Origin of the sequence: Micromonospora sp. NPDC057141 (assembly GCF_042670805.1) — a bacterium.
Lineage (GTDB): Bacteria > Actinomycetota > Actinomycetes > Mycobacteriales > Micromonosporaceae > Micromonospora.
Genome location: NZ_JBHUVA010000023.1, coordinates 27455 through 47141, shown reverse-complemented (window position 1 = coordinate 47141; position 19687 = coordinate 27455). Strand labels below are relative to the sequence as shown.

The 19687-nt window shown below is 73.6% G+C and carries 16 protein-coding genes; 5 read left to right on the top strand and 11 right to left on the bottom strand.

Annotated features, from left to right (window positions below):
- The first annotated feature begins 140 nt into the window (after positions 1–140).
- Positions 141–1199, top strand: coding sequence for a hypothetical protein (locus ACFT41_RS15010; RefSeq protein WP_377583675.1), 1059 nt, complete (start codon positions 141–143; stop codon positions 1197–1199).
- A 40-nt stretch (positions 1200–1239) separates the two neighbouring features.
- Here the strand turns inward: ACFT41_RS15010 and ACFT41_RS15005 are convergent, their stop codons facing one another.
- Positions 1240–1749 carry a DUF6912 family protein gene (locus ACFT41_RS15005; RefSeq protein WP_377583603.1) on the bottom strand — a complete coding sequence of 170 codons (510 nt, stop codon included), beginning with the start codon at positions 1747–1749 and terminating at the stop codon, positions 1240–1242.
- A 204-nt stretch (positions 1750–1953) separates the two neighbouring features.
- Between ACFT41_RS15005 and ACFT41_RS15000 the strand changes: the two genes are divergently transcribed.
- Together ACFT41_RS15000 and ACFT41_RS14995 are read left to right on the top strand one after the other, a co-directional pair.
- Positions 1954–2181, top strand: coding sequence for a helix-turn-helix domain-containing protein (locus ACFT41_RS15000; RefSeq protein ID WP_334519641.1), 228 nt, complete (start codon positions 1954–1956; stop codon positions 2179–2181).
- A 99-nt stretch (positions 2182–2280) separates the two neighbouring features.
- Positions 2281–2883 (top strand): Rv3235 family protein, encoded by a 603-nt coding sequence (locus tag ACFT41_RS14995; protein ID WP_377583599.1) that lies wholly within the window; start codon positions 2281–2283, stop codon positions 2881–2883.
- A gap of 90 nt (positions 2884–2973) precedes the next feature.
- Here the strand turns inward: ACFT41_RS14995 and secA are convergent, their stop codons facing one another.
- A complete protein-coding gene (gene secA, locus ACFT41_RS14990; protein WP_377583597.1) occupies positions 2974–5889 on the bottom strand; it encodes a preprotein translocase subunit SecA in 2916 nt (971 codons plus the stop codon).
- A gap of 162 nt (positions 5890–6051) precedes the next feature.
- On the opposite strand from secA, the gene ACFT41_RS14985 reads away from it, so the two are divergent.
- Positions 6052–7254, top strand: a complete 1203-nt coding sequence (locus ACFT41_RS14985; RefSeq protein WP_377583595.1) for a GNAT family N-acetyltransferase — start codon at positions 6052–6054, stop codon at positions 7252–7254.
- On the top strand, positions 7251–8375 hold the full coding sequence (locus ACFT41_RS14980) for a GNAT family N-acetyltransferase (RefSeq protein WP_377583593.1): 1125 nt from the start codon (positions 7251–7253) through the stop codon (positions 8373–8375). The genes ACFT41_RS14985 and ACFT41_RS14980 overlap by 4 nt, the downstream gene beginning before the upstream one ends.
- Positions 8376–8405: 30 nt before the next feature.
- On the opposite strand, the gene hpf is transcribed toward ACFT41_RS14980, so the two are convergent.
- From hpf to ahcY, 9 genes are all read right to left on the bottom strand, one after another.
- On the bottom strand, positions 8406–9035 hold the full coding sequence (hpf, locus tag ACFT41_RS14975) for a ribosome hibernation-promoting factor, HPF/YfiA family (RefSeq protein ID WP_377583591.1): 630 nt from the start codon (positions 9033–9035) through the stop codon (positions 8406–8408).
- A 251-nt stretch (positions 9036–9286) separates the two neighbouring features.
- On the bottom strand, positions 9287–9991 hold the full coding sequence (locus tag ACFT41_RS14970; RefSeq protein ID WP_377583589.1) for a ComF family protein: 705 nt from the start codon (positions 9989–9991) through the stop codon (positions 9287–9289).
- A gap of 1 nt (position 9992) precedes the next feature.
- Complete coding sequence (locus tag ACFT41_RS14965; protein ID WP_377583587.1) at positions 9993–11810, bottom strand: LpqB family beta-propeller domain-containing protein; 1818 nt, start codon at positions 11808–11810, stop codon at positions 9993–9995.
- Positions 11807–13564, bottom strand: coding sequence for an MtrAB system histidine kinase MtrB (mtrB, locus tag ACFT41_RS14960; RefSeq protein WP_377583585.1), 1758 nt, complete (start codon positions 13562–13564; stop codon positions 11807–11809). The genes ACFT41_RS14965 and mtrB overlap by 4 nt, the downstream gene beginning before the upstream one ends.
- Before the next feature lie 13 nt (positions 13565–13577).
- Complete coding sequence (gene mtrA, locus ACFT41_RS14955; RefSeq protein ID WP_377583583.1) at positions 13578–14267, bottom strand: MtrAB system response regulator MtrA; 690 nt, start codon at positions 14265–14267, stop codon at positions 13578–13580.
- Between the two features lie 96 nt (positions 14268–14363).
- Positions 14364–15644: an iron uptake transporter deferrochelatase/peroxidase subunit gene (gene efeB / locus ACFT41_RS14950; protein ID WP_377583581.1), complete on the bottom strand. Its 1281-nt coding sequence runs from the start codon at positions 15642–15644 to the stop codon at positions 14364–14366.
- Between the two features lie 44 nt (positions 15645–15688).
- Positions 15689–16819, bottom strand: coding sequence for an iron uptake system protein EfeO (gene efeO, locus ACFT41_RS14945; protein WP_377583579.1), 1131 nt, complete (start codon positions 16817–16819; stop codon positions 15689–15691).
- A 23-nt stretch (positions 16820–16842) separates the two neighbouring features.
- Positions 16843–17736, bottom strand: coding sequence for an iron uptake transporter permease EfeU (gene efeU, locus ACFT41_RS14940; protein ID WP_377583577.1), 894 nt, complete (start codon positions 17734–17736; stop codon positions 16843–16845).
- A gap of 202 nt (positions 17737–17938) precedes the next feature.
- A complete protein-coding gene (gene ahcY, locus ACFT41_RS14935) occupies positions 17939–19438 on the bottom strand; it encodes an adenosylhomocysteinase (RefSeq protein WP_377583575.1) in 1500 nt (499 codons plus the stop codon).
- Positions 19439–19687 lie beyond the last annotated feature (249 nt).

Below are 19687 nucleotides of genomic sequence, written 5' to 3'. Positions count from 1 at the left end.
GCCCGCCAGCCGGCCTGCCCTCCCCGCCAGCATGGCCCCGGCCCGACGGCACGCCCAGCGCGTACCCTGGGTGGCCGGTGACCAGCCCGCCGCGTCCCGGCAGCGCCGACGCGGGCCGGGCGCCCGTCGAAGGGGAGACGATGAGCAACCAGCCCGGCAGCTCCACGGCCGAGGAGCCGGACCGGCCGGTGGGGACCGACCCGGCCGCTGAGCGGGAGCCGACCGCCGATTCTCTCCAGGCCGCCGGGGGTACGCTCGCCCGCGCCCCCGGGGCGGTCGTGCTCGCGCTGCTGGCGGTCGGCTGGCTGGCGGCGATGCTCTGGTCCACCCGGGCGGCGATCGCCTCCGCCCAGGCGGGCGTCACCGCGATCAGTCTCTCCGCGTTCGCGCTGCCCGGGGTGATCTCGGCCGCGCTGGTGGCCGGCGCGGCGGTCGCCCTGTCGGTGACGAACCTGCTGCTGGCCCGGCGCGGCGTGGACCGGGCCACCCTGCGTTTCGTCGTCGCGACGGGCACCGGCCTGCTCGTCGGGCTCGCCGCCGCCGTGGTGATCAACCTGACCTACTTCGACAACGCCACCACCAACGTCATCGCCGGCACCGCCGCCGCGGCGGCGACCATCGGCGGCGCGGTGGCCGGCGCGGGCAACGCCCGGGTGGCCGGGGCGGTGGTCACCGCCGCGCTCGGGGCGCTGGTCTTCGTGGTGGCGTTCAGCCGGGCCCGGGACCCGCTGTTCGACCTGTTCGGGGCGGGCGACACCCAGGAGTCGCTGGTCACCGCCGCCAAGTGGGTGTCCCGGACGGAGTCCCTGCTCGCCGGCCTGGTGTCCGGGCTGCTCGCCTTCGCGTACCTGACCTGGGCCCGGCGCCGCGCCCAGCGGCGCGACCCGGCGGCGGGCGACGTCCGTTGGCCCGGCTACCTGCTGGCCGGGGCCGGCCCCGGCCTGCTCCTGCTGCTCGCCGAGGTCGTCATCCGGGTCGGCGGGCGGTCCCTGCTCGACCTGGCCGGCGCGCTGAGCGAGGCGGACTCCGTCGCGCAGACCTCGCTGGGCACCTCCCGGGTCGACAACGGCATCTGGGTGCTCTTCGTCGGCGCGCTCACCGCGCTGATCGCCTTCGGCCGCACCCTGGGCCCGTCGCCCGACGACGCCGCCGGGGACGACGACGAGGCGGAGCCGGTGGAGGCGAACGCCGATCGCTGAGGGGCCGGCGGGCTCCGGAGCAGGGCAGGCGCGGCGTGCGTCAGGAAGCGGCGCGGAGCAGTTGCTCCAGCTCGGTGACGTCGTACCACTCCAGTTCGTGGTCCTCCGCGCCGTCGACGGTGAACTGGGCGTCCGGGTCGCCGGCCAGGGCCTCGGCGGCCACGGCGGCGGCCTCCGACACGGCGGCGACCGCGTCGTCGCCGTCCACGTGCAGGGCGGCGACGGCCGACACCGGCGCCGGGCGTACCAGCCGGACGGCGCTGGAGCCGAGCACGTCGTCGGTGCGGCGCAGCGCGGCGGCCGGCACGTCGACCGAGATCACCACCCGGCGGCGGGACGCGGCCGGGTGGTCGCGCAGCAGGAGCAGGGCGTCCTGGGCGGCCCGGGTGAACGCGACGTACTCCAGCTCCTCCTCGTCGCCCTCGGCGTACCACTCGCGCAGGGCCGGGGTGACGGCGTGCGCGTCCGTCTCGGGCAGCCCCTGCTCGGGCAGGCGGGCGAGCATGGGCACGATCGCCGGCACGTACACCCGGACAAGCTGGTCGTTCACCGGTGGTCTCCCTCCGCCTCCGGGCCGACGTGCGTGGGCCCTGTCGCCGATCATGCCGTACGCCGTGACCGTCATACACCGCGCACCCGCCCGGCGGGAAGCTGCCGCGCGGGCCGCCCGGGGCGGCGCGACGACCGGCGCGGGGCGGCGTTGTCGGCAGCGGGTGGCAAACTGAAGCAAACGATCCCAACCCCGGGAGATTCCGTGGAGCCGAGGTTCCTGCTGCTCTCCGACGTGGCCGCCGAGCTCAATGTGTCGGACTCGCAGGTCTACCACATGGTGCGCAGCGGCGAGCTGCCCGCGATCAAGATCGGCGGCCGGGGGCAGTGGCGCGTCGAGCGCGCCCGGCTGGAGGAGTACATCGAGCGCAAGTACGCCGAGACCGCCGAGTGGGTTCGGGGCAACCCCCTGACCGACCGCGACCCGGAGTAGTCTCCGCCGCACCTGGTGCCATTGACCATGGCCGTTGCATGCCCGAGAATCGAGGCTGTCGGAGGCAAACGAAGGCAAACGCAAGCATCGGGGGTTGCGATGATCGAGTCCCGCCGACCCGGGCCCGTCCGTCCCCCGGTCCGGGTGCGGCCCGCGCCGCCGCTCGACCCGCCGTTCGTGGAGGAGCCGGCCGAGGGCTGGCCCCGCCCCGTCGCCGCCCAACTGGCCCTCGACCTGTTCGAGGCGCACCGGCGCGGCCCGGGCCGCCCCGGCGGGCGACCGCACGACCCGCGCCCCGCCCCCGGCCGCCCCGGCCGGGCCGCCCCGACCGCCCCGCCGCCGGCCGCACTGGTGACCGCCACCCCGGAGGCCACCCGGGCCGCCCAGCGGTTCGTCGCCACCTGCCTGGAGATCGTCAACGGCTACCGGCCGCCCGGGCAGATCCGCCCGCTGACCGAGCCGGCCCGGGCGGTCGACGTGGCACAGGAGCTGACCAGGGCCGCCGCCCGCGCCGGCCCGGTGCGCCGCCGCTCGACCCGCCCCACCGTACGGCTGCGCCGGCTGCGGGTCTGCGAACCCCGCCCGGCGGCCGTGGAGGCCGCCGCCGTCCTGACCACCGCCACCGGCCGCACCTGGGCGATGGCGCTGCGCCTGGAGCACCGCCGCGGACGCTGGCTCTGCACCGCCCTCCAGGTTCTCTGACCGGACCGCCCCGGCACGTAGCAGCCGGACTACGGACAGACGCGGGCGGGCCCCGGCGTGGTCGCCGGGGCCCGTCGGTGTCGCGGCGGGTCAGTTGCCGCCGTTGGCGGCGCCGTGGCAGCGCTTGTACTTGCGGCCGGAGCCGCACGGGCAGGGCGCGTTGCGGGAGGTGTTGCCGGACTCCGCCTGCCCGGGGGCCGGGCGGCGGGCCGAGCTGGCCGCCATCGCCTGCCCGCTACCGCCGAACGCGGCCGGGGCGCGCTGGGGCTCCGGGGCCGGCGGGGGGACTGGCCGGGCCGGGCGCTCCGCGCGGGGCTTGCGCACCGGCGGTGCCTGCCCCTCGGGCCGCTCCACGGCGACCGCGCCGGCCCCCGCCTCGCCGTCGATGGTCGGCGCGGAGTATTGCAGACCCTGCTGCTGGGGAGCGCGGCCCAGGCCCTTGGCCTTGATCTCCACCGGCTTCTCCAGCAGCTGCACCTCCTCGGCCTCGGGCTCGGCCTCCTGGACCTGGACCTCCAGGTTGTAGAGGAAGCCGACCGTCTCCTCCTTGATGCCGTCCATCATGGTCGCGAACATGTCGAAGCCCTCACGCTGGTATTCCACCACCGGGTCGCGCTGGGCGTACGCCCGCAGGCTGATGCCCTCCTGGAGGTAGTCCATCTCGTAGAGGTGCTCGCGCCACTTGCGGTCGATGACCTGGAGCAGCACCATCCGCTCCAGCTCACGGGTACCGTCGGTGCCGAGCTTCTCCTCGCGCAGGTCGTACGCGGCGTGCGCGTCCTCCTTGAGGCGGGCGACCAGGAAGTCCTGGTCCATGCCGGCCCGGGAGCCCAGCTCCTCGTCCAGCTCCTCCAGGATGATCCCGACCGGGTAGAGCTGCTTGAGGCTGGCCCAGAGCTGGTCGAGGTCCCAGTCCTCGGCGTACCCGTCGCTGGTGGCGCCGACGACGTACGCGCCGACGACGTCGTCGATCATGTTGCGGACCTGGTCGGAGAGGTCCTCGCCGTTGAGCACCCGCAGGCGCTCGGCGTAGATGACCTGGCGCTGCTTGTTGAGCACCTCGTCGTACTTGAGGACGTTCTTGCGGATCTCGGCGTTCTGGCCCTCGATCTGGGCCTGCGCGCTCTTGATCTGACGGGTGACCATCTTCGACTCGATGGGCACGTCCTCCGGGATGTTGAAGCGGTCCATCACCGCCTCGACCGCGCCGGCCCGGAAGCGCTTCATCAGCTCGTCCTGCAACGAGAGGTAGAAGCGGGACTCGCCCGGGTCACCCTGCCGGCCGGCCCGGCCGCGCAGCTGGTTGTCGATCCGCCGGGACTCGTGCCGCTCCGTGCCCAGCACGTAGAGCCCGCCGGCGGCGGAGACCTCCTCCGCCTCGGCGTCGCAGGCCTGCTTCCACTTGGGCAGGACCTCCTCCATCGCCTTGGCATACTCCTCCTCGTTCTCCGCCGGGTCGAGGCCGCGCTGGCGCAGCTCGTTGGCGGCGAGGAACTCGGCGTTGCCGCCGAGCAGGATGTCGGTGCCCCGGCCGGCCATGTTGGTGGCCACCGTGACCGCGCCCTTGCGCCCGGCCTGGGCGACGATCTCGGCCTCGCGGGCGTGGAACTTGGCGTTCAGCACGGCGTGCGGGATGCCCCGGCGGCGCAGCAGCTGCGAGATGATCTCCGAGTTTTCCACCGAGACGGTGCCCACCAGCACCGGCTGGCCGGCCTGGTGCCGCTCGGCGATGTCCTCGACGACCGCGTTGAACTTGGCCTTCTCGGTCTTGTAGATGACGTCGGCCCGGTCCTGCCGGACCATCGGCCGGTGGGTCGGGATGCTCACCACGCCGACCTTGTAGACCTTGTTGAACTCGCCCGCCTCGGTCTGGGCCGTGCCGGTCATCCCGGAGAGCTTCTCGTAGAGACGGAAGTAGTTCTGGAGGGTGATCGTGGCCAGGGTCTGGTTCTCCTGCTTGATCTCCACCCCCTCCTTGGCCTCGATCGCCTGGTGCATGCCCTCGTTGTAGCGGCGGCCGTGCAGGATGCGGCCGGTGAACTCGTCGACGATCAGGACCTCGCCGTCGCTGACGATGTAGTCCTTGTCGCGCTTGTAGAGCTCCTTGGCCTTGATCGCGTTGTTGAGGTAGCCCACGAGGGGGGTGTTCACCGACTCGTAGAGGTTGTCGATGCCGAGCCGGTCCTCCACCTTGGCCACGCCGCGCTCGGTCACCGCGATGGTGCGCTTGGCGTAGTCGACCTCGTAGTCGCCCTCGCCGTCCTTGCCGGACTGGAGACGGGCCACCACGCCGGCGAACTCGCCGTACCAGCGGGCCGAGTGCTCGGCCGGGCCGGAAATGATCAACGGCGTCCGGGCTTCGTCGATCAGGATCGAGTCGACCTCGTCGACCACCGCGAAGTTGTGGCCGCGCTGGACCAGCTCGTCCTTCGACCAGGCCATGTTGTCGCGCAGGTAGTCGAAGCCGAACTCGTTGTTGGTGCCGTAGGTGATGTCGCACTCGTACGCGGCGCGGTGCTCGCTCGCCGGCCGGTTGGGCAGCACCACGCCGACGGTCAGGCCCAGGAACTCGTGCACCCGGCCCATCCAGGCGGCGTCGCGCTGGGCCAGGTAGTCGTTGACCGTGACCACGTGCACGCCCTTGCCGGACAGCGCGTTGAGGTAGACGGCCATGACCGAGGTCAGGGTCTTGCCCTCACCGGTCTTCATCTCGGCGATGTTGCCGAAGTGCAGCGCCGCGCCGCCCATCACCTGCACGTCGTACGGCCGCTGGCCGAGCACCCGGGCGGCGGCCTCGCGCACCGTGGCGAACGCCTCCGGCAGCAGGTCGTCGAGGGTCTCACCGTCGGCGAGCCGTTCCCGGTACTGGTCCGTGAGACCCCGCAGCTCGTCGTCGGTGAGGTTGACGTAGTCGTCCTCGATCGAGTTGACGGCGGCGGCGATGGCCTTCAGCCGGCGCACCATGCGTCCCTCGCCCGCGCGAAGGACCTTTTCCAGAATCGACACGGATCAACGCTCCCCTAGACAGTCTCGACCCATCGTAGGCGCTCCGTGGGCCCGATGGTCACTGGTGGCGGCGGTCCGATCGGCGAGAAACCGACATAACACTCCGACCGCCCGCCGGGCGGCGGGATAACCGGTTACGCCCAGCGCGAAAGATCCGGCACGATGGCTCAGGTGGAACCCGTGGAGCTCACCGAGGACGGCCTGCTGCTGCGCCCCTGGCGGGCAGCCGATGCGGACGCCGTGCACCGGGCCTGCCAGGATCCGGACATCCAGCGCTGGACCAGCGTACCGCGCCCGTACCTGCCGGAACACGCCCGCGCCTACGTCGGCGAGATCAGCGCCGGGGACTGGCGGGCCGGGTCCCGCGCGCCGTTCGCCGTCTGCGACGCCGCCACCGGCGACCTGCTCGCCTCGTGCGGGCTGGTCGCGCTGGACCGGAGCACGGACTCCGGCGAGGTCGGCTACTGGGTGGCACCGTGGGCCCGGGGCCGGGGGGTCGCCACCCGGGCCACCCGGGCGGTCGCCCGCTGGGCGTTCGACGCGCTGGGGCTGCGCCGGCTGATCTGGCAGGCCGAGATCGGCAACCACGCCTCCCGGCTGGCGGCGCTGCGCGCCGGGTTCCGGGTCGAGGGCGAGCTGCGGCTGGCCGACCCGTCGCCGGGCGGGCGGCGGGAGGGCTGGGTCGGCTCGCTGTTCCCCGAGGACCTGCCCGCGCCGGGCACGCCCGGGCCCGCCGGGCCGGACACCCTCGACGCCCGCCGGGCCGCCGTCTTCGGCCGGCCGCAGCCTACCCTGTTCGCCACCGTCGGGGCGCACGAGCTGCGGCTGCGGCCCATCGAGGAACGCGACCTCGACGCGATCACCGAGACCTGCCGGGACCCGCAGACGATCGAGTGGACCACGGTGCCGGCCCCGTACGAGCGGGCCCACGCCGAGGGGTTCAAGCGCGACGTCGCCGACGCGGCCTGGGCGCGCGGCACCGGCGCGTACTTCACGGTCGCCGACGGCCACGACCGGTACGTCGCCTCGGTCGACCTGCGGATCGCCGCCGCCGACCCGGTGCAGGGCATGGTCGGCTTCATGACCGCGCCGCACGCCCGGGGCCGGGGGTACCAGCCGGCCGCGACCGCCGCCCTGACCGCCTGGGGCTTCACCACCCTCGGCCTCGCCCGCGTCGAGTGGCGCGCGCTCGTCGGCAACACCGCCTCCCGCCGAGCCGCCGAGAAGGCCGGGTTCACCATGGAGGGCACCGCCCGGGGCTTCCTGGCCACCCGCGCCGGCACCCGGGCCGACGCCTGGGTCGCGTCGCTGCTGCCCGGGGACCTGGCCGTGACCGCCCCCGCGCCGACCGGGAGCGGGGCATGAACCTGACGGACCTGCCCGACACCGTCGAGGGCGAGGGGGTGCGGCTGCGGCCGTTCCGCGCCGAGGACGTGCCGGACGTCGCGGCGGGCTGCGCCGACCCGCTCACCCAGCGGTTCATCTCCGGCATGCCCAGTCCGTACACGGAGGCCGACGCCCGGTGGTGGGTGGCCGAGGGTGCCCCGGCGGCCCGGGCCACCGGCGGGGCCGCGTACGCGATCGCGGACCCGGCCACCGACCGGCTGCTCGGCGGCACGGGTCTGGGCAACCTGGTGCCGGTGCGGAGGCAGGCCGAGCTGGGCTACTGGGTCGCGCCCTGGGCGCGGGGTCGCGGGGTGGCCACCGCCGCGGCCCGGGCGCTGGCGGCGGCGGCCTTCGCGCGCGGCACGGCCCGCCTGGAGCTGCTCACCCACGCGGAGAACACGGCCAGCCAGCGGGTCGCGCTCGCCGCCGGGTTCCGGCACGAGGGGGTACGCCGGGCGGCGAACCTGGCGCGCGGCGGCGGCCGGCAGGACCTGATCTGCTGGGTACGCCTGGCCGACGACCCGCCCGGCCCGGTGCCCCGCCTCCTGCCCGACCTGCCCGGCGGCCGGCTCACCGACGGCGTGGTGACCGTGCGCCCGGTCGTCCCGGACGACGCGGAGGCGTTGTTCGCGCTGCACAGCCTGCCCGAGGTCGTCGCGAACCGGGTGCCCCCGCGCGCGCCGATGCCCGCCGACGTCGAGCGGCGCTGCCGGCTGGCCGGCAGCCGCTGGCTGGCCGGGGTCGCGGCCGACCTGGCCATCGTGGACGCGGGCAGCGGCGAGCTGGCCGGCGGGTGCATGCTCTACCACGACGAGCAGGCGACCGGGCAGGCGATGATCGGCTTCAGCCTGCTGCCGGCCGGACGGGGCCGGGGCCTGGCCACCCGGGCGGTGCGCCTGGTCGCCGGGTGGGCGTTCGACGGGGTCGGGCTGGCCCGGGTCTGGGCGGGCACCCGGCCGGAGAACGCGGCCTCGCAGCGGGTCCTGGAGCGGGCCGGCTTCACCCGGGAGGGCCTCATGCGCGGCCGGCTGCCCGGCCCCGGGGGCACCCGCGTCGACTCGCTCCTGTACGCCCGGCTCGCCACGGACCCGCCCCGCTGACCCGACCGGGCCAGCGGGGCGGCCGTCGGGTCAGGTGTCGAGGGAGATGATGCCGTAGTCGTAGGCGTGTCGCCGGTAGACGACGCTGGGGCGGCCGGACTCCTTGTCGTGGAACAGGTAGAAGTCGTGCCCGACCAGTTCCATCTGGAACAGCGCGTCGTCGATGGTCATCGGCTCGGCGGGGTGGACCTTCGCCCGGGCGATGTGCCACGGCTGGTCGTCGGGCTCCTCCTCGAGCCGCTCGGCGACGGCGGTGGCCGAGCGGGCGCCGTCGAGGGCCGCGACGGGGGCCCCGAGGTCGGCGACCGGCAGATCCGCCGTGGCCGCCGCGACGGAGATCGGCGCGTGCCGCCCCCGGTGGACCCGACGGCGGTCCGCCGCGCGGCGCAGCCGGTTGTCCAGCTTGGCGATCGTGGCGTCGAGTGCGCTGTAGAAATCGTCGGTGCAGGCCTCGGCCCGAATCACCGGACCACGGGAAACGCACGTTATCTCGACCCGCTGGCAATGGTCGGACTGGCGCGGATTGCGCTCGTGGAACAACTCGACATCGACGCGAATAAGCTTGTGATCGTAACGTTCGATCTTTGCGAGCTTCTCGGCTACGTGCACCCGGTAATGATCCGGGACCTCGACGTTGCGGCCCTTGACCACGATGTCCACGTGACCTCCCTTGTTCGGACGGTCTTCGATCCGGAAATCCCGGCCGGCCCGCCTTCTGGGAGACCCCACGCTCGGCTCGACCGGGTCAGTGCGGCTACGCCTCCTCTCACCGCCGGGAGCGGGTGGGAATGCCTTCCTACCCCCGACACGAAAACGCTAACCCCTGTTCGCCCGGCAGTCACCCCCCATCACGCAAAGCCTCAGAATTTTCACAGCTCCCACACCCTCGGGTGAATCAGAAACACGCTGGGTCACGGAAGGCGGCGTTTCTCCGTGGCGGCGAGCACCGCCGCCACCGCTGGCGACAGGCCCGTCGCGCTGAGCACCCGGGCGGCGGCGGCCAGGGTGACGCCGGTGGTGACGATGTCGTCGAGCAGCACGACCACCGGCGTCGGCGACCCGGCGCGGGCCCGGGGCGCGACCACGCCCGGCCGCGCCCGGAACGCCGACTCCGCCGCCCGGGCCCGGCCCGCGCTGTCCAGGGTCGCCGAGTCCGGCCGGGGCAGCGCCCGCAACGGCCGGACCACCCGCGCGGGCCAGCCGGCCCGGGCCAGCCGGGCCGCCGCGTGCCGGGCCAGCCGGCCGAGGTGGTCGCCGTAGCGGGCGCGGGCCGCCGCCGCGGTGTCCGGCACCGGGACCAGCAGCACCGGCCGCGCCGCGCCGACCGCGCCGGCCACCACCTCGGCGAGCAGCCCGCCCAGCGGCCGGGCCAGCCCGTGCCGGCCCCGTTCCTTGTACGCCAGCAGCGCCTCCCGCAGCGCCCCGCCGTACGGGCCGAGGGCCACGCACGGGGGCAGCCCCGGCGGCGCCGGGGTGGGGCGTACCGGTCGGGGGCGCAGCGCCGCCAGGGTCGCCACGCAGCCGGGGCAGAACCCGTGCCGGGCCGCCCCGCGCTCCCGGCAACCGGCGCACTCCACTGGCAGCACCAGGTCGGTCAGGTCCGCCCAGAGGCGCATCTCAGTAGAGGAAGAACGGGGCGGTCGGGTTGCCGGCCTGCACCCCGGCCGGCGGCGGGGTCACGTCCCGCACCTCGTCCCGCTTGATCGTGTCGAACGGGCTGTTGCGGTAGGCCACCCCGTTCGCCTCGTACATCAGGTTGCCGTTGGGGAACGGCGCCACCGCGTTCAGCGGGTACGACGACAGGTGGGTGACCCGTGCGCCGACGTCCCGGCGCAGCGGCGTCTCCAGGGCCCCGTCCACGCTGATGTCGTAGATCGCCGGCCGGCCGGCCGAGCCCGCCAGGTGCAGAGTGTTCTCCCCCGCCCAGTCGACCGCGGAGAGGTCGGTCAGCGAGGTGGCCAGCCGGCGGGCCGGGCCCACGGAGACCACGCCGCCGTTGAGGTTGACCGCCGCGACGTACAGCGCGCCGCCGACGATGACCGCTATCCGGTGCCCGTCCAGCGACGTCGCCACCGCCGTCACCCTGCCCTCCGCGGTCAGCGGGACGGCCCGCAACTGGGCGCCGGAGTCGAAGCGGTAGAGCGCGCCGTCGGCCACCACCAGGCCCTGCGGCCGGTCGGGGGCCGGCGAGCGCAGCCACACCGGCTGGCCCATCGTGGCGAACGTGCGGGTGCCACGCTGGACGATCGACACCGGCGCCGCGCCGACGCCGACCACCAGCCGCTGCCGTTTGTCCGCCCCGGCGGTCACCAGCGCGGCGCGGATCTCGTCGCGGGAACGGCTGAACCCGGCCGAGACGACGCCCTTGTTGACCGCCTCGGTGACCGGCGCGGTGCCGAGCGCCTCGCCGCCGCCGAAGTCGAGCGGATGGACCGCGCCGTCGTAGACGCAGAACCGCTGCGGGTTGCCGCTCAGCGGGTACGCCGGGCGGTCCCGCCGGCGCTGGCCGAGGTCGGGCACGGTCACCCGGGTCTGGTTGTGGATCCGCAGCTCGAGCTGGCCGTCCAGCTCCGGCAGCGACCAGGCGAGCTGGTCGACGAACTCCTCCACCCGCCGGTCGTCCGCGTCCACGGGCATGTCGAGGTTGACCTCCCACCGCCCGTCGGCCCCGGTCGCGTTGTTGATCAGTCGGGTGCCGTCGGGCAGCCGGCTCGTCCCCGGCCCCAGCCACTCCGACGGCCCGGCGGTCAGCCACTTCACCACCTCGGTGACCCGCCGCTCGTCGGGCACGGCCAGCGGCAGGTAGCGCTGGTCGGGCACCAGCTGGGTGCGGCCGGTGTTCCAGAAGTAGACGATGTGGGTCTGGTAGTACTGGCGCAGCGCCTGGTCGCTGAGCAGCAGCACGTTGGGCGGCGGGTCGGCGACATACCAGCCGGTGTCCGGCTTGTCCTCCTGGGCGGCGGCGCGCAGCTCGAAGCGGTATTCCGTCTCGGTGGCCACCGGCGGCATGAGCGTGCCGTCGGCGCGCAGCAGGCCGATCTGCTGCACCCGCAGCGTGACCCGGGTGCCGTCGGTGCTGTCGGTGATCACCGGCGTCTCGCGCAGCCGGACCACGGTGAGGGCCACCTCGCTGGGCTGCTTCTCCTGGATCCGGCTGCGCCCCTCGGGGGCGACGAACTGCTTGACCCGGTAGTAGGCGCGGTCCGCCTCGCCGGCGGCGGCGGAGAGGAAGTTGGTGACGAAGGCCGCGCGGTCGGTGCCGCTGGCGAGGCGGTTCGGCGGCTCGTCCCGGCGGAAGCTCGACGAGCCGGACTTGGCGGCGGTGACCTGCCCGTCCACCCTGACCTCGGACCGCTCGGGGATGCCGCAGCCGGCTGCCCCGGTGAGCAGGAGCACCCCGGCGAGCAGCCCGGCGAGCCGGCGGCGGCGCGTCACGACCCCACCTCCGCCCGGCCCTCGGCCCCCGCCGCCGCCGGCCCGATGGCCAGGGCGCCCCCCGTGCCGGGGCCGATGGCGAGCAGCCCGCCGGCCCGGGGGCCGCCGAAGGGCAGGGCCGCGTCGGCGGGGACCAGCCGCAGCGGCGACGTGGTCAGCCGGTCGCCGGCCCGGGCCGGCAGGGTGAGCCGGAACTGGGCGCCCTGCCCGGGCGCGCCCCACGCCTCCAGCCAGCCGCCGTGCAGCCGGGCATCCTCCAGGCTGATGGACAGGCCGAGGCCGGTGCCGCCGGTCTGCCGCGCCCGGGACGGATCGGCCCGCCAGAACCGGTTGAAGACCAGCTTCTCCTCGCCCGGCTTGAGGCCGACCCCGTGGTCGCGGACGGTGACCGCGACAGCCGCCCGGTCCTGGCCGAGGGTGATCCGGACGGGCCTACCCTCGCTGTGTTCGACGGCGTTGCCGACCAGGTTGCGCAGCACCCGCTCGACGCGGCGCGGGTCCACCTCGGCGATCACCGGGGCGTCCGGCACGTCCAGGTCGATGGTGACGCCGGCCCGCTCGGCCAGCCCGGCCAGCCGGTCGGCGACCCGGCGCACCACCGGGACCAGGTCGGTCGGCTCGGCGTCCAGCATGGCGAACCCGGCGTCGAACCGGCTGATCTCCAGCAGGTCGGTGAGCAGCTCCTCGAACCGGTCCAGCTCGGCCTGGAGCAGCTCGGCGCTGCGCGCCACGGCCGGCTCGAACGCCTCCCGCTCGGCGAAGATCAGGTCGGCGGCCATCCGGACGGTGGTCAGCGGGGTACGCAGCTCGTGCGAGACGTCGGAGGTGAACCGGCGCTGCAACCGGGACATCTCCTCCAGCCGGAGGATCTGCCGTTGCAGGTTGGTCGCCATCTGGTTGAACGAGGCGGCCAGCAGCGCCAGGTCGTCCTCGCCGTTGACCACCATCCGCTGGTCGAGCAGACCCGCGGAGAGCCGCTGGGCCGTCCGGGCGGCCACCCGTACGGGCGTCACCACCAGCCGGGTCACCAGGGCGGCGAGCAGGCCGAGCAGCAGCACCAGGGCCGCCCCGGTGGCCACCACGGTGGCCCGGGCATCGGTCGCCGTGGCGTCCTGCCGGGTCAGCGGGACGAGGTAGTAGAGCTCGACCTGGCCGAACCGGGTCGGCACCGGGGAGCCGTATACCAGGTATTTCGTGGTGTCGCCGGTGAGCCGGCCGGTGCGGATCTGGCTGGCGATGTTGCCGTCGGCGACGGTGGCCCGCAGCTCCCGGCTGATCAGCGGCCGGACGTCGACGTCGGGCGAGAAGCGCGGCTCGATGATCCCGGTGTAGTTGTCGGCGGTGATCGCCACCACCACCCCGCTGGTCTGCTGCGGGTCGCCGCCGGCCAGGTAGTTGACCGTGCCGTCGATGGTGTCCTGGAGCTGGGCCTCCTGCGCCTGGCTGAACAGGCTGAACTGCTTGGCCGCGTAGTCGCTGCCGCTGCTGAGCCGCAGCCGGACGTCGGTTTCGGCGTTCTCCAGCAGGATATTGGTGATCTTGTCGGCGATGAGGTAGGCGAAGCCGCCGACGAGCAGGCTGGAGGTGACCAGTGTGATGGTCACCACCCGGACCTGGAGCGAGCGGCGCCACGTCTGGTGCACGCCCGCCACCAGCCGGGCCACCCGGCCGGACAGCGCGCGCCACAGCTCCCGCGCGACGGGTGGCCGGCGGGTGAGCGTGGATGCGGGACCGGGAGGCGGGGAGGTGGTCACAGTGCGACCAAGGCTATCCGGTGCCCGCCTTGTAGCCCACGCCCCGCACCGTCAGGATGATTTCCGGCCGCTCCGGATCCGGCTCGATCTTGGCCCGCAGCCGCTGCACGTGCACGTTGACCAGCCGGGTGTCGGCGGCGTGCCGGTAGCCCCAGACCTGCTCCAGCAGCACCTCGCGGGTGAAGACCTGGCGCGGCTTGCGGGCGAGCGCGACCAGCAGGTCGAACTCCAGCGGCGTCAGCTTCACCTCCTCGCCGTTGCGGCTCACCGTGTGCGCCGGCACGTCGATGCTGATCTGGTTGCCGGGCGGGCCGATGGTCAACAGCTCCGGGGCCGCGTCCTCGCCCCGGCGCAGCCGGGCCCGCATCCGGGCCACCAGTTCCTTGGGCTTGAACGGCTTGACCACGTAGTCGTCCGCGCCGGACTCCAGGCCGAGCACCACGTCCACCGTGTCGCTCTTGGCCGTCAGCATCACGATCGGCACGCCCGACTCACCCCGGATCGCCCGCGCCACGTCGATGCCGCTCATCCCGGGCAGCATCAGGTCGAGCAGGACGATGTCGGGCCGACTCTCCCGGAACGCGGCCAGCGCCCGTTCCCCGTCGGCGACGAACGAGGGCAGGAAACCCTCGCTGCGCAGGACGATGCCGAGCATCTCGGCGAGCGCGGGGTCGTCGTCGACCACCAGTACCCGGGCTCTCATGGGATCTATACTTCCATCCCCGTTCCGGTCGGTGGGACCGGCACCGTCCGGGAAGCCGACGGCGGGTCGCCGGGGGGTTGCCAGCGGGTGACCGGCTCAGCCGAACAGGGCCCGCCCCCAGTGGTCGCCGCCGTCGCGTACGCCCGGCGGGCAGGCGAAGATGCCGCTGGAGACGTGCCGCAGATACTCGTTCATCGCGTCGTTGCGGGCCAACCGGGTCTGGACGGGGACGAACTGCTTGCGCGGGTCCCGCTGGTAGGCGATGAAGAACAGCCCGGCGTCGAGCCGGCCCAGCCCGTCGGAGCCGTCCACGAAGTTGTAGCCGCGGCGCAGCAGCCGCGCGCCGTCGTTGGCGTCGGGGTGGGCGAGGCGTACGTGTGACGTCTCGGCGATCACCGGTCGGCCGTCGTCGCCCTTCGCGGCGAAGTCGGGCTCGTCGAACTCGTCACCCCTGCCCAGCGGCGCGCCGCTGCCCTTGGTCCGGCCGACGATCTGCTCCTGCTCGACCAGCGAGCTGCGGTCCCAGGTCTCGACGAGCATCCGGATCTTGCGGGTGACCAGGTACGACCCGCCGGTCATCCAGTCCGGGCCGTCGCCGGACTGGACCCAGAGGTGCTCGCGCAGCAGCCCGTCCTCCTCGGCCTTGAGGTTGGCCGTGCCGTCCTTGAAGCCGAACAGGTTGCGCGGGGTCGCCTGCCCCGTCGAGGTCGACGAGGTGCGCCCGAACCCGAGCTGCGACCAGCGGACGCTGACCACGCCCATGCCGATACGGGCCAGGTTGCGGATGGCGTGCACCGCCACCTGGGGGTCGTTGGCGCAGGCCTGGACGCAGAGGTCGCCGCCGGAGATCTCCGGCCGCAGCGCGTCCCCGGCGAAGTGCGGCAGATCGGCCAGGGCGGCGGGCCGGCGGTCGACGATGCCGAACCGGTCCCGGCCCTGGGCGTCGCGGAACAGCGTCGGCCCGAAGCCGACGGTGAGGGTGAGCTGGGACGGGGGCAGCCCGAGCGCCTCGCCGGTGTCGTCCGGCGGGGCCTCCGGAACGCCGCCGACCGCGCCGATCACCCCGGCGTCCCGCCCGGCGGTCATCCGGGCGGCGGCGGCCGTCCACTCGCCGAGCAGCTCGACCAGCCGGGCGCGGTCCTTGGTGACCACGTCGAAGGCGACGAAGTGCAGCCGGTCCTGGGCCGGGGTGGTGATGCCGGCCTGGTGCTCGCCGTGGAACGGCACCGCCCCGGCCGCCGCGCCCTGGTCGGCCGGGGCGTGCTCCGCCCCGCCCCGGACCAGCGCGCCGACCCCGGCGGCGACGCCCGCCACCCCGGCGACCCCCGCGCCGGCGAGCGTGATCGCCCGCCGCCGGGACAGCCTGCTCGCGCTCATGCCGTCACCCTTCCCGCTCGTCTGTTGCACAGGGAGTCCGTCGGTCACCGGGCGACGACCGCGGCGACCTTGCTGATCGGCTCGGCCAGCGCGTTGATGCTGTCGGACAGCTCCTTCAGCTCCGCCTTGCTCAGCGCGGTGTGCAGCTTCCAGCCGTCGCCGTCGCGGTGCTTGCCGAGCGCCGCCTCCACGTTGGCGAACTCGGCGTCGAGCTGGGCGACCAGCTCGGGGGCGCGCTGCTCCAGGGCCGGGCGCAGCGCCGCGATGGCGGCCTTCGAGCCCTCCAGGTTGGCGTTGAAGTCCCACAGGTCGGTGTGCGAGTACCGCTCCTCCTCGCCGGTGATCTTGCCGCTGGCGACCTCGTCGAGCAGGGCCTTCGCGCCGTTGGCGAGCTGGAGTGGGGTGAGCTTCTCGGCGTTGGCCCTGGCGACGATCGCCTTGACGTCGGTGAGCAGTTGGTCGGCGATCGGCCCGTCGGCGCTGATGTCGCCGGTGGTCCAGAGGTCCTTCTCGATCCGGTGGAAGCCGGTGAACTCCATGCCCTCCTCGACGACCTCCTCGCGGCCGTCGATCTTCGGGTCGAGGTCGCCGAAGCTCTCGGCTACCGGCTCGATCCGCTCCCAGTAGGTGCGGGCCACCGGGTACAGCGCCTTGGCCTTCGCCACGTCGCCGGCCTTGACCGCGGTGACGAACTCCTCGGTCTTCGTCAGCAGCGCGGCGGTCTGGCTGTTGACGTACCGCTGGTAGCTCGCGGTGGCCTCGGCCAGCGCGGCGTCGGGGGCGACGGTCGCGGCGGTGCCGCTGACCTTCAGCGCCCCCCGGATGCCCTTGCCGCTCATCCCGGGCTTGCAGGCCGTCTCGTACGTCCCGGCGGGTAGCTCCACGCGCAGCTCGCGCTTGAGCCCGGGGGCGATGTTCTCGACCTCGCCCATCACCCGGTCCCCGGCGGCGTAGATGTAGAACTCGGTCACCTTGGCGCCGGAGTTCGTCACCTCGAAGACGGTCTGACCGGCGGCCAGCTCGGTCCGGCCGACCTCGCAGGCGGTGTCGGTGGCCTTGACGGCGATCGGGCCGCCGTCGGCCGTGGCGTCCTTGTCCTCCCCACCGCAGGCGGCGAGGCCGGTGGTGGCGAGCACGCCGGTGGCGGCGAGCACCAGGAAGCGGGTGGTACGCATCGGGTTTCTTCTCCTCGGGCTGGTCAGGCGCGCGGCGAGGCGGGCGCCGGACCGGTGGACTCGGTGACGCCGGCGGCACCCGCCGGCGGGGTGGCCGCGTTCGCCCCGGCGGGGGGCGCGGGGCGGCGCAGGAAGAGCACCAGCACCGGCACCACGTACGCGACCCAGGCGACCATCTCCAGCACGCTCGGGGCGGGGGTGACGTTGAACATCCCGGCGAGCAGGGCGGCGTACCAGGTGCTCGGGTCGAGCGTCGCGCTGATGTCGAAGGCCAGGTCGTTCAGGCCCGGCAGGACGCCGGCCTCCTGGAAGTCGTGCACGCCGTACTTGAGGATGCCGGCGGCGACCAGGATCAGCAGCGCGCCGGTCCAGGTGAAGAACGTCGACAGGTTGATCCGCAGCGCGCTGAAGTAGAGGCCGACGCCGATCGCCACGGCGCTGGCGATGCCGGCGAGCAGGGCCAGCAGCGGCCCGCTGTCCCCGGCCGCGCCCTGGGCGGCGGAGTAGAAGATGAGCGCGGTCTCCAGCCCTTCCCGGATCACCGCGAGGAAGGCCATCCCGGCGACCGCGAGTGAGCCGACCGCGAGCGCCTCGGTGAGTCGGCCGCGCAGCTCGCCGGCGATCGTCCGGGCCGCCCGGCGCATCCAGAAGATCATCCAGGTGACGAAGGCGACGGCCGCCACGGAGGTGATCGCCTCGAACAGCTCCCGGTCCTCCGAGCGGGCCAGCAGCGAGGTCGAGGTGTATTCGATCAGCCAGCCGAAGAGCACCGACAGCGCCACCGCGAGCCCGACGCCGCCCCAGACCTGCGGCAGCCGGTCCCGGCGCTGCGACTTCACCAGGAAGGCGACCAGGATGCTGACCACGAGGGTCGCTTCCAGGCCCTCCCGCAGGCCGATCAGGTAGGTGGCGAACATCGGTGCTCCGTGATCGATAAGGGTTGCCTCGATTAACTTAGGGCAGCCATACCTTCCTCCCGCCGGCCCGGCCCCGTCAAGTTGTTCTTCGCCACGTCACCCGCCCAGCCGCAGCTCAGCGCAGGGCCGCAGCCCCCGCCGCCCGTACGCGAAGGGACCGGGCCCGCCGCTGCGCGGCCGACCCGGTCCCTGTCGTGCTGGCTCAGTACCGGTAGTGCTCCGGCTTGAACGGGCCCTCCGGGGAGACGCCCAGGTAGGCCGCCTGCTCCTTGGTCAGCGTGCTCAGCTTTGCGCCGAGCGCGCCGAGGTGCAGCCGGGCGACCTTCTCGTCGAGGTGCTTCGGCAGCACGTAGACGCCGATCGGGTATTCGTCGGTCTTGGTGAACAGCTCGATCTGGGCGATCGTCTGGTTGGCGAACGAGTTCGACATCACGAAGCTCGGGTGGCCGGTGGCGTTGCCCAGGTTCAGCAGGCGCCCCTCGGAGAGCACGATGATCGCGTGCCCGTCGGCGAAGCGCCACAGGTCGACCTGCGGCTTGATGTTGACCCGCTCGACGTCGGAGCGCTTGGCCAGGCCAGCCATGTCGATCTCGTTGTCGAAGTGACCGATGTTGCCCACGATGGCCTGGTGCTTCATCCGGGCCATGTGCTCGTTGGTGATGACGTCGAAGCAGCCGGTGGCGGTGATGAAGATGTCGGCCCGCTCGACCACGTCGTCCAGGGTGGAGACCTGGTAGCCGTCCATCGCCGCCTGGAGGGCGCAGATCGGGTCGACCTCGGTCACCACGACCCGGGCGCCCTGGCCGCGCAGCGACTCGGCGCAGCCCTTGCCCACGTCGCCGTAGCCGAGCACGACGGCCATCTTGCCGCCGATCAGCACGTCGGTGGCCCGGTTGATGCCGTCGATCAGCGAGTGGCGGCAGCCGTACTTGTTGTCGAACTTGCTCTTGGTCACCGAGTCGTTGACGTTGATGGCCGGGAAGAGCAGCGTGCCGGCGCGGTGCATCTCGTAGAGCCGGTGCACGCCGGTGGTGGTCTCCTCGGTCACGCCCTTGATGCCGGCGGCGATCCGGGTCCACCGCTGGCCGTCGGCGGCGAGGGAGCGGTGCAGCACCTCCAGGATGACCGCGTATTCCTCGGACTCGGCCGACTCGACCGGGGGAACGACCCCGGACTTCTCGAACTCGACGCCCTTGTGGACGAGCAGGGTGGCGTCGCCGCCGTCGTCGAGGATCATGTTGGGGCCCTGGCCGTCGGGCCAGTCGAGCACCCGCTCGGTGCACCACCAGTATTCCTGGAGGCTCTCGCCCTTCCAGGCGTAGACCGGGACGCCGGCCGGCGCGCCGGGGGTGCCGTCCGGGCCGACGACGATCGCGGCGGCGGCATGGTCCTGGGTGGAGAAGATGTTGCACGACGCCCAGCGGACCTGCGCGCCGAGCGCGACCAGGGTCTCGATCAGCACGGCGGTCTGGATCGTCATGTGCAGGGAGCCGGTGATCCGCGCCCCGGCGAGGGGCTGCGCCTGCGCGAACTCGCGGCGGATCGCCATCAGGCCGGGCATCTCGTGCTCGGCGAGCTGGATCTCCTTGCGCCCGAACTCGGCGAGCGACAGATCCGCCACCTTGTAGTCGCCCTCGGCGAGAGTGCTCGGCCGGACCTCGGACGGCGTGCCGCTGGGGGCCGCCGGGAGGGTGCTGGTCATGGAAGCTCCTGTCGAACGAACGAAGTGCTGCGCGACCCTCCACCTTACGCGCGGAGACGGACAGCGCACGGGGCGGTCGGTCGTGAGCGGACTGTCCGCCCACGGTCCGGCCGCCCCGTGCATCCCCCCGGTTTGGTTCCCCGCGCGCCGCCGGACCTTCGTCGCGGTGACGCTGCGCACCTATGAAGTTACACTGAGGAAGCACCATGTCAAGCTTTTCCGGAAATTCCGGATTTGTGTCGAGCGAAT